This is a genomic window from Stieleria sp., assembly GCF_041595215.1.
GTDB classification, from domain to species: domain Bacteria; phylum Planctomycetota; class Planctomycetia; order Pirellulales; family Pirellulaceae; genus Stieleria; species Stieleria magnilauensis.
In genome coordinates this window covers 1-12,566 of record NZ_JBFHKV010000115.1, presented here as the reverse complement: position 1 = coordinate 12,566, position 12,566 = coordinate 1, and the positions used below count along the sequence as shown (strand labels likewise).

At 60.6% G+C, this 12,566-nt stretch carries 9 protein-coding genes and 2 pseudogenes; 9 read left to right on the top strand and 2 right to left on the bottom strand.

Going from position 1 to position 12,566, the window contains the following annotated elements:
• Together ABX749_RS06915 and ABX749_RS06910 are read right to left on the bottom strand one after the other, a co-directional pair.
• Positions 1–309, bottom strand: a pseudogene (locus ABX749_RS06915) (carboxy-S-adenosyl-L-methionine synthase CmoA); the annotation flags it as partial.
• Positions 309–1,259 (bottom strand): DNA integrity scanning protein DisA nucleotide-binding domain protein, encoded by a 951-nt coding sequence (locus ABX749_RS06910; RefSeq protein WP_372895324.1) that lies wholly within the window; start codon positions 1,257–1,259, stop codon positions 309–311. The pseudogene ABX749_RS06915 and the gene ABX749_RS06910, both read right to left, overlap by 1 nt.
• A 199-nt stretch (positions 1,260–1,458) precedes the next feature.
• Here ABX749_RS06910 and ABX749_RS06905 point away from each other — a divergent pair, with 199 nt between their 5' ends.
• The 9 genes and pseudogenes from ABX749_RS06905 to ABX749_RS06865 all read left to right on the top strand — a co-directional run.
• The gene (locus ABX749_RS06905) at positions 1,459–2,067 is read left to right on the top strand and encodes a Uma2 family endonuclease (RefSeq protein ID WP_372895323.1); all 609 of its coding nucleotides are present in this window, start codon (positions 1,459–1,461) and stop codon (positions 2,065–2,067) included.
• Positions 2,064–2,840: a hypothetical protein gene (locus ABX749_RS06900; RefSeq protein ID WP_372895322.1), complete on the top strand. Its 777-nt coding sequence runs from the start codon at positions 2,064–2,066 to the stop codon at positions 2,838–2,840. Before ABX749_RS06905 ends, ABX749_RS06900 begins: the two co-directional genes overlap by 4 nt.
• Positions 2,840–3,925 (top strand): M24 family metallopeptidase, encoded by a 1,086-nt coding sequence (locus tag ABX749_RS06895; RefSeq protein ID WP_372895321.1) that lies wholly within the window; start codon positions 2,840–2,842, stop codon positions 3,923–3,925. The genes ABX749_RS06900 and ABX749_RS06895 overlap by 1 nt, the downstream gene beginning before the upstream one ends.
• A gap of 39 nt (positions 3,926–3,964) precedes the next feature.
• Positions 3,965–4,435 (top strand): acetyl-CoA carboxylase biotin carboxyl carrier protein, encoded by a 471-nt coding sequence (gene accB / locus ABX749_RS06890; protein ID WP_372895320.1) that lies wholly within the window; start codon positions 3,965–3,967, stop codon positions 4,433–4,435.
• A gap of 135 nt (positions 4,436–4,570) precedes the next feature.
• Positions 4,571–5,917, top strand: coding sequence for an acetyl-CoA carboxylase biotin carboxylase subunit (gene accC / locus ABX749_RS06885; protein ID WP_372895319.1), 1,347 nt, complete (start codon positions 4,571–4,573; stop codon positions 5,915–5,917).
• A gap of 55 nt (positions 5,918–5,972) precedes the next feature.
• The gene (locus ABX749_RS06880) at positions 5,973–7,052 is read left to right on the top strand and encodes an MraY family glycosyltransferase (protein ID WP_145222396.1); all 1,080 of its coding nucleotides are present in this window, start codon (positions 5,973–5,975) and stop codon (positions 7,050–7,052) included.
• A complete protein-coding gene (locus ABX749_RS06875; RefSeq protein WP_372895318.1) occupies positions 7,028–9,661 on the top strand; it encodes an O-antigen ligase family protein in 2,634 nt (877 codons plus the stop codon). Before ABX749_RS06880 ends, ABX749_RS06875 begins: the two co-directional genes overlap by 25 nt.
• 25 nt (positions 9,662–9,686) lie before the next feature.
• Complete coding sequence (locus ABX749_RS06870) at positions 9,687–10,958, top strand: DUF1573 domain-containing protein (protein WP_372895317.1); 1,272 nt, start codon at positions 9,687–9,689, stop codon at positions 10,956–10,958.
• A gap of 42 nt (positions 10,959–11,000) precedes the next feature.
• Positions 11,001–12,566: pseudogene (locus ABX749_RS06865) on the top strand (hypothetical protein); the annotation flags it as partial.

The window sequence follows — 12,566 nt, the reverse complement described above, 5'->3', positions numbered from 1 at the left end:
TTCCTGGTCCAGCCGTTTCCTCAGTCGGTCGATCATGGCGGACGAGTTGTCGACCGCGTGAATCGTGGCGTTCGACGGGGCCTGGTTGCGAATCAGCAGCGTCGCCGCGCCGAGCGAGCAACCGAGGTCATAGACGTTGGTATCGGGGCGAACAAATCGGCCGGCCAATTGTTCGATGACCGAGAGGATGGACGCGTATCCGGGGACCGATCGCGAGATCATGTCGGGAAAAACGTCGGCAACATCGGCGTCGAACTGAAACTGCCCGACACGGTCACGCGGCAAGGAGTAGAGGTTGTCGCGAGACATCAGTCATCGCCACTGGCGCTCGGAGGCTTGAACGAGATTTCCTGCCATTTGATGCCCTTGTCCATCGGCTCAATCTGCATCTTCAGGAACCCGTTTTGATACAGCCGGACGGTGCCGGTGGACTGGCTGACGACGATCGCGACGGCTTTGGTGCGGCGTGTGATCGCGGCGGCGGCCCAGTGGCGTGACCCCAGCCCCTTGGACATGTTCAGATCTTCGTGCAGCACTTCCAGCATTTGACGGCTGCGTTCGATCGTCCCATCGGAATTGATCAGAAAGGCGCCGTCCAACTGGGAGAGTTCTTTGGCGTCTTCCTGAACCCTGGCGTCAAACAGGTTGCGTGATTTCTTGTTGTAGCCGCGGAACGGATCGACGCCGCTATCGCTGGCATGTTTGAGCACGCTGCGGGTGTCGCCGACGACGAACAACGCCCCGACCGGTTTGCCTTCGCGACCTTCTACACCGATCTGGACGGCCAGATCGACGACGACCTTCAACGTTTTCAGCGGGACGCTGCTTTCGAGTGACTGCAGGTCGCGTGTCGTCAGCCGACGCATCCGCTCGTCGAGTTTCAGATGGCTGATGGAGTCCAGGCGGCCGGAGGTGAATCCGCCATAGATCGCGACGATTTCGTCGTTGGGTTTGATGAACTCATCGGCAGCCGCTTCCAGCAGGGCGTGCTGCAACCGCTCCAACAGCGGTGCTTTTTCCTTGTTCAGCGCGACCGGTTTCAGTCCGGCTTCGGCGGCCCCGTCCAATTCTTCGATCGAGTCGACGGCGACGATCAGGGGTTTATCAAATCCATTCTTGGCCATCAGCTCGGCCAAACGCTGCCAATCGGTCGCCCCTTCGAGCAGCAAAACGATCGCGTCGACAGAAATCGCATTGACCAACGTCATCGCCGATGTGAGCATCGCCGTGTTGTGTTTGGTCAATCGGAGAGTTGCCATAGCGCCGGAGAGATCAGATGGGAGGGCAAGAAGCGTGGTCCCTAAACTGTAGCTCACCGTTAAAATCCCGCCCAGCCAGCGCGTGCATTCCGCCCCGTTTTTTTCGGTTTGCCGTAACGTTCAAACACACCATGACGGCATCGGTTCCGGTCACAGAGATGGTTTGCGGCCAACGCATCGAGAGCCTAGACTCGACAACATGAGTACGGTGCGAAAACACGATTTCATTTCGGTCCAAGACTACCTGGCTGGTGAGGAGCTTGCTGACCAGCGTCATGAATATGTCGCAGGGATCGTCTCCGCCCACGCCGGCGAGACCAACCGCCACCATGCGATCGCGACGAACGCGACCGTCGCGCTGGCGAACCAACTTCGGGGAACCGCCTGCCGGGCGTTCAATTCGGACACCAAAGTACGAATCCGAACCGCGGCGGGCACACGCTTTTATTATCCCGATGCCATGGTCGTTTGCCGGACGCCCCCCCCGGGTGAATCGTTTCAAGACGAGCCCGTACTGATCGTCGAGGTCATCTCGGAGACCACTCGCCGAATCGACGAGGGGGAAAAACGCGAGGCCTACTTGGAGATTCCGTCGTTAGCCGGTTATGTCTTGGTCGAGCAGTCGTCGTACTCAGCGGTCGTCTATCAGCGCGACGGGCAAGCGGGTGGCGATCAAGCGTTTCACCGATCGATCGTCAGCGGGCTTGATGCCGTGATCCGGATTGAGGAAATCCCACTGGAACTTCTGCTTGGGGAACTTTACGAGGACGTGGTGCTGGGAGAAACGGACTCTCCGGGTCGATCATGAACAGGACGTTTTTCGCCTCCAGACGACTCGCCTCCAGACAACCGGAACGATGGGTCGTCCCCCTGGTCGCTGTCAGCCTGATCGCGTTGCCGGCGTCGATCGGCTGTCGTGATCAATCGGCAACCCCGGTTCCGGCGGAGCAGACGGGAGTCGCCGCGGCAGCCGAAGTCGACTTTGCCAGCCAACTCGCCCGCGGACGTTCGGGGCATTCCGATCGAATCGCACTGTCGCAAACGCCGATCGACGACAGTCTGCTGAAGGCATTGACCCGCGGAGACGATTGGCTGGAAGTGCTGCAACTGGATGCCGGCGTGATCGGCGACGAGGGGATCGAATCGATCGCCGTGTTGCCCCAACTGTGGCACTTGCGATTGCGAAATTCGCCGGTGACCGACCGGGGCCTGAAGACGATTGCCCGGTGCGCTTCGATTCAGATTCTGAACCTGCCCCACTGCGACGCGACGGCCAGTGGGGTCGCCGAGTTGGCGGCGTTGCCGGATCTACGCAACCTGCGTTTGGGTGGGGCGCGACTGGGATCCGACACGGCCGCCTCGGTCGCGGGGCTCAAAAGTCTGCGAAACGTGCACCTGATCGGTGTGCCGATCGACGACCAGGGATTGCGGCAGATCGCTTCGCTGCCCAAACTCCAGTCGCTCTATCTGGACGATAGCGCGGTGACGCAGTCGGGGTGGGATTGGTTGTTCGAGACACACCCGCGGCTGCACGTTCACGTCAACCAACAACATCTCGACCGTGTGAATCAGAATCATTGATGAACGACAGAATCCGGAAACTCAGTGGCCAGCTATCGACGTTGCAAGCCGACGCGTTCTTGGTGACCAACGAGATCAACGTCACGTATTTGACCGGTTTTACCGGCGACAGTTCGTCACTGTTGGTAAAACCGACCGGCCAGACGATGCTCAGTGACGGTCGTTACAAAGAGCAGCTCGAAGAGGAGTGCCCGGGGTTGGCCGTTGAAATCAAATCGCCGGCGGAAAAGCCGATCGATTTCTTCACCCAAGTCGTGGCCGGATCCGGAGCGACTCGCATCGCGGTTGAGGCCGACCAGCTGACCGTTGCGCAGCTGAGTCAGTTCAAAAAGCACCTGCCTGATGTCGAGTGGATCGAGACTTCGGGTGTGATCGTCGGCCATCGCATGATCAAAGATGCCGAAGAGATCGAGATCCTGCGCAGCGCGGTGCGGATCAACGAGCGGGCGCTCGAATCGATTTTGGCCAAGCTGGGCCCAGACTGGACGGAACAGGAGATCGCCTACGAGTTGGAGTCGACGATTCGGCGGCTGGGCGCGACCGGGTTCAGTTTTGAACCGATCATCGGCGCCGGACCTGGGGGTGCGAAACCGCACTACCGCAGCACCCAGACGGTGATCGGCGATTATTCGACGCTGCTGGTCGACTGGGGCACCAAGCTGGGGGGCTACGCGAGCGACATGACCCGCAGTTTCCATTTCGGAAAACCGCCGGCGCGTTTTTTGTCCGCCTATGAAGCCGTCTTGGAATCTCAGCTTGCAGCGATTGATGCGATTGGTCCTGGCGTCGATGCGTCAAAAGTGGACGCGGCGGCACGAAATGTCCTGAAAAAGGCGGGACTAGACGAATACTTTGTGCACGGACTCGGCCACGGGGTGGGACTGGAAATCCATGAAATGCCGCGACTTTCGGCGGTCAGCGAGGACGTTCTTGCCCCAGGCATGGTGATCACCGTCGAGCCGGGCGTGTATTTTGGTGGCGAATTCGGAATCCGCATCGAGGATGACGTTTTGGTGACAGAGACTGGGTACGAGGTTCTCAGTCAAATGCCAAAGGGACTCGATGATTGTGGGCTGATCCTGTAAAACCTCGCCCAATCTTTTTTTTTCGCGATCGAGATAGGCATGAGCAAAGGCAAACAACCGGGCGACAACGTCTTCGATTTGGAACGCATCCGTGACATCGTGAAGCTGATGGAAGAGCACGATTTGACGGAGGTGGATTTGCAACAGGGTGACGACCGGATCAAACTCGGTCGCGGTGGTCCGGCGCCGGTTGCCCCGGTGGCGGCTCCGGCACCGGCGGCCCCCGCGGCGGCGGCACCGGCTGCATCGGCAGCAGTCGACGACGGATCCATCACCATCAACGCTCCGATGGTCGGGACGTTTTATTCCAAGGCGAACCCCGAGTCAGAACCGTTCGTCCAAGTGGGACAGATGGTCAGCCCCGACACGATCGTCTGCATCGTCGAGGCGATGAAGGTGTTCAATGAGATCCCCGCCGAATGCAGCGGCAAGGTCCTCGAAGTCTTGGTGGCCGATCAACAAGCGGTCGATTTCGGAAAGCCGATGTTCCGGATTCAACCCAACCCCTAATCACCCCTCGGCCTTTCAGTCATCGCGTCGGCCCGTCGCCACCGGGTCGCCGGGGTGCCAACCGTCGGATTCAACGCGACCGCGATTCCCCCACGTCGCCGCGCCGCACCACCTCCGGGTACGTCAGAGAAAGCTGTGTTTCAGAAAGTATTGATCGCCAACCGCGGCGAAATTGCGGTTCGAATCATCCGCGCCTGCCGCGAGATGGGTATTAAATCCGTCGCCGTGTATAGCACCGCCGACGCCGATTCGATGCACGTCCAGTTGGCCGACGAAGCGTATTGCGTGGGCGGACCGAAAAGCTCCGAAAGCTACCTCAAGATCGACCAGATCATTGCGGCCGCCGAGGTCAGCAATGTCGATGCGATTCACCCCGGTTATGGCTTTCTGGCCGAGAACGCGCATTTCAATGAAGTCTGCCGCGAGAGCGGATTCGAGTTCATCGGTCCGAGTCCGTCGGCGATGGAGAAGCTGGGCGACAAAAACACCGCCCGCTCGATGGCGATTGCCAGCGAGGTGCCCGTGGTGCCCGGCAGCGATGGACTGATCGAAGACGACAAGGCGGCGATCGCGACGGCCAACAAGATCGGGTTTCCGGTGCTGATCAAGGCGACCGCCGGTGGCGGCGGCAAAGGGATGCGGGTTGCTGAAAACGCCGAAGCACTCGAGAAAGCGCTCTCCCAAGCCCGCACCGAAGCGCAAGCGGCGTTCGGCAATGGCGGCGTCTACCTGGAACGCTACATCGGCTCCCCGCGTCACGTCGAAGTCCAAGTGATCGCCGACCAACACGGTCATGTTTGTCACTTGTTCGAACGGGATTGCAGTGTCCAGCGTCGTCACCAGAAACTGATCGAAGAAGCCCCCAGCCCGAATCTGCCCGACGAGAAGCGAAAGGCGATTTGTGACGCCGCCGTCCGCATGATTCGCGGCGCCAATTACAGCAACGCCGGGACGGTCGAATTTATCGTCGACCAGAACGACGACTTCTTCTTCATCGAAGTCAACGCGCGAATCCAGGTCGAGCATCCGGTGACCGAAATGATCACGGGCGTCGATTTGATCAAAGAACAGATCCGCGTCGCCGCCGGTGAGGAACTGTCGTTTACCCAAGATCAGATCGTCGTGACCGGACACGCGCTGGAGTGCCGCATCAACGCGGAGAACCCCGACAAGAACTTCATGCCCAACCCCGGAAAGATCACCAAGTTCTATGCGCCCGGTGGCCTGGGCGTGCGATTCGATTCACACGTCTATGGCGGCTACACCGTTCCGCCGCACTACGATTCGATGATCGGCAAACTGATCGTGCATCGCCCGACGCGTGAAGAAGCGATCGCGACGATGCGCCGCGCGTTGGCTGAAATCCAAACCGAGGGCATTTCGACGACCGCCAGCTTCCACGAAAAGGTGCTTCAGCATCCCGAGTTCGTTTCGGGCAAGCACGACACCAAGTTCGTCGAACGCGAATTCACGGGCAAATAATCTCTTGGAAAACGCACTGATCGGATGGCTGATTGCTTTGGCGGTGATTCCACCGATGGCGATCAGTCTGGTCAGTCTGTATCCGGTGCGTCGCAACGCCGTGCGACTGGGCTTGGTCGCCGAACCGGTCGGCCATAGCACCCACACCCGCACAACGCCGCTGGGCGGTGGGATCGGCATCTGGCTGGGCATCATGATCCCGATGACGCTGGGCACCGCGTTGGTCTTGTTTTCCAATCGCATCCCGGCGGTCGCCGGCACGCTGCCCGAATCGATCGTGGGCTATTTCGACGGCATCTCGTCGCGTCTGGCGCAGCTCTGGTGGCTGCTCGGTTCGGCCACGGTGCTGTTTGCACTGGGGATCTGGGACGATCGTCGCGGCGCCCCCGTGCTGTTGCGGTTGGGCGTGGAATTCGCGGTCGCGGCGTTCGTGGTGTATTACTTGGATTTCGGTTTCACGGCGTTCATCGGCGCGGCCTGGCTGACCAAGTTGTTGTCGGTGGTTTGGATCGTGGCGGTGATCAATTCGTTCAACATGCTGGACAACATGGATGCGCTCAGCGGAGGTGTGGCCGCGATCATTGCCACCGCGATGGCTGCGGTGATGCTGACCACGCCGAGCCCTGGTTCGACCGAGCCGCAGCTGTTTGTCGCCGGATTGCTGTTGTCGGTTGCCGGATCACTGTTGGGATTTTTGTGGCACAACCGCCCGCCGGCGAAGATTTTCATGGGCGACGGGGGCAGTTATCTGGTCGGTTTTTTGATCGCCGTTTCGATGTTGATGGCCACCTTTGCCAGCCCGCCGCGTCCGCACGCGGTGCTCGCGCCGCTGTGCGTGATGGCGATCCCGATGTACGACATGACCACCGTGCTTTGGATACGCATCCGCGAAGGCCGCAGTGTGTTCGTGGGAGACCGCAGCCATTTTTCACATCGGCTCGTTGACTTGGGGCTTTCCCGAACCCAAGCCGTTCTGACCATTCATCTGGTCACCGCGACCTGCGGATTGGCGGCGTTGTTGCTGGTGCACGTCAGTGTGCTGCAAGCGGTCGCGGTGCTGGGAATTGTTGCTTGCATGTTGTTGTTGGTCGTGATCTTGGAATCGACCGGATGGCAAAAACAAAGCAACGATTAAAACCGCGAAAACCGACGGCCGCCGGAGTGGTCGCGTCCTCGCCGCCGCCAGCCTCGCCGCCGCCGACGGCTGAGAGCCTGACCGGTGAGACTCCGATGTGGGCGATCTGGTGTCGACGGATTGCCGCCGCCGTGTTGGGCGGGCAAGTGATCTATGTCGCGTACTTTCCCAGCGATAGCGTGCTGGTTGAATCCGGTGATGCGCTGTGGTTTTGCGCGCTGTCGCTGATCGTGTGGACGCTGACGATGGCGACGCAGCCCTACATCAAAGCGTTGCGGCCACCGGGTTCGGCGAAGGATCCACGTACGGTCTCGGCGCTATTGGGTAACGGATTGACGCTGGATGTTCTGGTCTGGACGTTGGCGGCTTGGATGATGATCGCGGCGCTGGCGTCCTGCCCGCCGGGGAATCTGCGCCAAGCGACCAATGAAGCTTGGGTCTGGATTGCCGCAGCCGCCGTGTTGACCGCGGCGCGACGCTTGTTGGTTGATCGTCCCAACCGGGCTGCCCTGTTTTCGCTGTGCTGTGCCGTCGCGACGGGCATGGCGGTGCACGCGTTGCATCAGCAATGGATCAGTTTGCCCCAGATCCGGGCCGAGTACCTGGCCGACCCCGATGCCGTGCTGCAGTCCGCAGGCGTCGACGCACCGGCCGGATCGGCACAGCGGATGGTGTTTGCCAACCGATTGCTCGACGGCGGCCCGACGGCCACGTTCGCGTTGGCCAATTCGTTGGCGGCGGTATTGCTGGTCGCCGTGTTGGCGCCGCTGGCCGTGCTCCGCGACGGTAGCACTGTGAATCAATCGGGGGCCGACGTCCGCTCAGGTTGGTGTCGTGCGTTCCTGCTGCTCCTCTCGGTGCTCGGCGTTGCAGCGTTGTTTGCCACCCGCAGCCGTAGCGCGTTGGTCGCTTGCCTGTTGGCCGGCCTGTGGATCTGGATGCGAGGCGGGCGGTCCGGCGAAGTCAAACGCGTCAGGCTGCTTGCCGGCGCGGCGCTGTTGGCCCTCTCGATCAGCGGCGTCGTCCTGGTTGCCCTGCTGCTGTGGGGCGACGACGAGTGGATGGCCGCGGCGCCGGCATCACTCGAATTTCGATTGCAGTACTGGAAAGCGACGGCGCGATTGCTGTGGGATCATCCCATCGTGGGAGCCGGCCCGGGCGGGTTCCAGGCGATGTATCTGCGCTATCGACTACCGATCGCCAACGAGTCGATCGCCGACCCGCACAACTTTTTGTTCGAGACGCTGGCAGCCGGCGGTTTCGTCGGCGGCTGGCTGTTGGCATTGGCGTCGATCGCCTGCCTGATGACGTGTCGGCGCACCGCGACGGGTGCCGGGACTTCTGGGACGGACGCAAGCGATGATGTGATCGAAGACAGCTTGGCGGGCGAAACGCATGTGGTTTCGCGCTGGATGATCGGCGGTGCCTGCGCGTCGCTGGGGTTGGTGTGGAGCTTTGCTTTGATTTCCGGTCAGCTGCCGGACCTGCAGGCCAGTGTGTTCGCCGTGCCGGTTGCCGTCGCGGCAGGGTGGCTGACGCATCGATCGTTGCGTGACGCGTCGACCGCGCAGCTGCGTTTGCTGGGCAGTTCGATCCTGTTGGCGATGATGACCCATCTGACCGTCTCCGGCGGCTGGACGGTTCCGGGCGTGGCGATGGTGATCTGGATGGCCACCGGTTCGCTCTGCACCGTCGGCCGGCTTGGTGATCGTGGCAACCCGACAGGGCAACGCTGTAAAGCATTTTTTAGCGGTAGGGCGCGAGCCCTCCGGTGTTTCGGGAACGATGAGGGACCGGAGGGCTTGCGCCCTGCCGCTAACACCTCGTCAAACGCAGAGAAGAAATGCTTCACAGCGTTGCCGACAGGGGCTTCGACAGCCGTCGACAGCAAACGGCGAGGGAAATCGGCGCTCGTTGCTTGGAGTGTCGGCGCGGTCTTGTTGCTGTGCCTTCGATCTGAATCGATCATCCCCGTCCAGCAGTCACAGCTTGCCCTGCTGCGTGCCGAGGATGCGGCGCGGCGGGGGTTGCTTTCCCGGGTGGAATCGGAGAGTCGCCGTGCAGTGGAAGCCGACGACTGGGGATTTGAGGCCCCGCGTTGGCGTTCGGAATTCTTGCGTGGCCGGCTGGTGGAACTCGGCAACGACCCGGCAGTTCGCGCTCAGTGGGTCGCCTCGCTGGAGACCTCCCTGGATCGGGCGGGTGTGAACCCGACGATGCTGCGGGCGGCCGGCGAGCAGTACCTGCACCTGTATCAATGTTTCGGTCAAACAGCCGATTTGGAATCCGCCGAGCGTCTGATTGCGCTGGCGTTGGAAAACAGCCCGACCGATTTGTCGTTGGTCGCCCAAGCCGCGATGATCGCCCACGAACGTTCCGACCTGACGCGGGCGCGTGAATTGGCCGAACAGGCACGGTGGTTGTCGGCGTTGGGCGGCAACGTCGTCCGCGATTTAGGACTGCAGCAGATTCTGGTGGTTGAAAAAATGGGTCTGGCCGCGCGGCGGCGCCCAATCTCGGCATCGATCAAGGATCGATTTCAGCAGCGACTTGGGGGCGGCGGCGAACCAGATTCACAGCCAAACCGTAACAACGAAACCTCGGAATAGAGAATCTCGTCGAATAGGTTTGATCGTGAATAAATTTTGGCTCTTGCTCGGTCTCGCGTTTGTCATCGGAACCACCGGTGCTTGGACGATGAACTACATGGAATACGGCCACCGCGAGGCGTATTTCGGTGAAATCACGATGGACGGCAGCGTGACGGCCGACAACGTGATGGCAAAGCTGAAGGAATATCACAGCGATTCGGCTGCTCGAGCCGAGTTGGCCGGAGAGCCGGTGCACGATTTCGGTGCGATGTCACCGAATTCCAAGGGGTCTCACCAATTCATCGTCAAGAATGTCGGCGATGGCGTGCTACGTTTGGAGCTCGGGGCGTCGACCTGCAAATGTACACTCGGGTCCTTGAAGAACAACGAACTGGCGCCCGGCGAATCCACACCGATCGAGCTGGAGTGGACCGTTTCGGGCGACAAAACGACATTTGAGCAATCGGCGGAGCTGCGGACCAACGATCCGCTGCAGCCCGCGATTCGTCTGGTGGTTCAGGGCTTGGTGATCAGCGACATCGAATTCGATCCGAAGCAGATTGCCTTCGGTGAGGTGCCGGCGGCCGAACCGTTTGAATTCTCGACCAAGATGTACAACTATTACGCCACGGACATTGAGCCCCTGTCGGCGAAATTTGGCAGCGAGGAGCTGACGAATCTGTCCGAGGTCGAGTTTGAGCCCTTCGAAGTGACCGAAGCCGATGGCTCTCACCAAAACGCCCGTCAGGGATTTCGCGTCACCGTCCGCGTCCAACCTGGTCTGCGCCAGGGGCCGCTAGTCACCAATCTCCAGGTAAGCTTCAAGAAACTCAGCGACGAATCGAGTGACGCCGCGACGGACAGTCAAACGGATCCCGAAGCCTCCGAGGACACCTACGTTGCGGTCGCCGAGTGCGCCGGACGGGTGATGGGCGCGCTGACGATCATCGAGTCTTCGGCCATGAAGAGCACCGACGGCGGGGGGTACATTTGGAGCCTGGGCCGTTTGGATGCCAACGACGACCTTGAGAAAAAATGTCTTGTGGTTCTCAAGGGTAGCGAGAAAGACTCGACAAACCTTACGATTGGGGAGACTTACCCAAGCGACGTGATTGAGGCAAAGTTTGCCGCGCCCCTGGGCAAAGGCCAAATGAGGCTTTTCCCGCTGGTTCTGACGCTAAAACCCGGCGATCAGACAATCGACTTGCTGGGTAAAAACAAGGACGACTTCGGTTGGCTATGGATAGAGTCCGATAATCCGAAGGTGAGCCGCATGAAAGTGGCGATTAAAGTTTTGATCGAACCGAGACCCTAGCCTCCGTCGCAGCCTGGCTGCGGCAAATCTTCGGATGGTGTTGTGAAACCTATAGTCCACTTCCTGCCGACGTGTTTTCCGCTCCCCAGCCCACGCCGCGGCGTCACCGCATTGAAACGATTCGCTTTTCGTCAGGCCTTGGTTTTATCGGCCGGCGTCCTGATCGCCGGCATCCTCGCGACCAGTGGTTGCAGCGAACCGGACGTCGCGCCGGTGACGGTTTACCCGATCCAGGCGGAAGTCGAGGCCGCCTTGGCGGCTCGCACCCAAGGCACGGTTCGCCCTGATTTGCGAATCGACGCGCCGATCCAGTCACAGACGCCGTCGCGTCGTGTCGGCGGTCAGTCTCGGCTGGCGAGTTTTGCCAACCGCTCGCGCACACCGATCCAATGGGATTTTGGCGGTTTTGATTCGGCGCGAAACCGAAATCAAACCGCTGACCGGACCGCAGGTGGAATTCTGTTGGTCCAGGCCCCCGCCCTACCCGATGTTCCCGCCGGATTCGCCGATGGCGACGGCAGCGACGGAGCGGACAAGGCAGAGGCCGGCAAAAGCGCCTCCGATGCCGGTCCGGTGGAAGTGATCCCGACGCCCCCGGCACGCCCCGAGGTCAAAGCCGAACTGATTCCCACACCCCGAGGAATCCGCGAAGGCTCGGAACGCAGCGACGATCCAAAGTCGGCGCCGGTGGCCCGCATTGCCGCCGAAATCGAAGGCTCCCAGAAAACTCAAACGCAGCCCCCCAACGCGGCGATGGAATCCGTCGCCGGGAAAGAGGAAATCGCCGAGCGGCCCGCGCTGATCGACCCGGCGACGGAGATCGGGTTGGTCGGAGCAGCAGACGGCCCCGAGGATTTCCGCAAATGGCAGACGCCCGATGCGGTGCTGTTTGTCACCGGCGACCAACACGGCTACATCGAACCGTGTGGCTGCACGGGACTGGATCGCCAGAAAGGCGGCGTCGCCCGTCGCTTCACATTCATCAACCAGTTGCGTGAGATGGGTTGGCCGCTGGTGCCCATCGATGCCGGCAACCAGATCCGCCGGATCGGCCAACAAGCGGCGATCAAGTTCGAAAAATCGTCCAGCGCGTTGACTCAAATGAAGTACCAGGCGGTCGGGTTTGGTCCCGATGACCTGCGGCTGAGCCCGACGGATTTGATCGCGCATACCTATGCCGATTCACCCGAAAACGCGATGTACGTTTCGGCAAATTTAATTTTGCTGGATCCCGAATTGTTGCCCAGCCACAAGATCGTTCGCAGCGGCGAGTGGAACATCGGGCTGACGTCGATCCTGGATCCCGATGCGCTCGAAGCACCGCTGGGATCCGATGTGACGCTGAAGCCGATCAAGGCATCCGCCGAAGCGGTCCTCAAAGAGATGAATGCGGCGGGAGCGAATTTCCGCGTGCTGACATTTTTCGGTGACGAAGACGTCGCCAAACAGTTGATGGTCGACGTTCCCGGGTTCGACTTGATCGTCGCCTCGGGTGGTTACGGCGAGCCGACGTATCAACCGCAATCGATCGAAGGCAGTAAAGCCAAACTGATCGTGACGGGAAACAAGGGCATGTTCGTCGGGCTGGTCGGTTTGTACCAAAACCAG

Coding starts and splice junctions, on each gene's coding strand:
- ABX749_RS06900 (WP_372895322.1), top strand. CDS start 2,064: ATGAACAGGACGTTTTTCGCCTCCAGACGACTCGCCTCCAGACAACCG.
- ABX749_RS06895 (WP_372895321.1), top strand. CDS start 2,840: ATGAACGACAGAATCCGGAAACTCAGTGGCCAGCTATCGACGTTGCAA.
- ABX749_RS06905 (WP_372895323.1), top strand. CDS start 1,459: ATGAGTACGGTGCGAAAACACGATTTCATTTCGGTCCAAGACTACCTG.
- ABX749_RS06880 (WP_145222396.1), top strand. CDS start 5,973: ATGGCGATCAGTCTGGTCAGTCTGTATCCGGTGCGTCGCAACGCCGTG.
- ABX749_RS06910 (WP_372895324.1), bottom strand. CDS start 1,259: ATGGCAACTCTCCGATTGACCAAACACAACACGGCGATGCTCACATCG.
- ABX749_RS06875 (WP_372895318.1), top strand. CDS start 7,028: ATGGCAAAAACAAAGCAACGATTAAAACCGCGAAAACCGACGGCCGCC.
- accB (WP_372895320.1), top strand. CDS start 3,965: ATGAGCAAAGGCAAACAACCGGGCGACAACGTCTTCGATTTGGAACGC.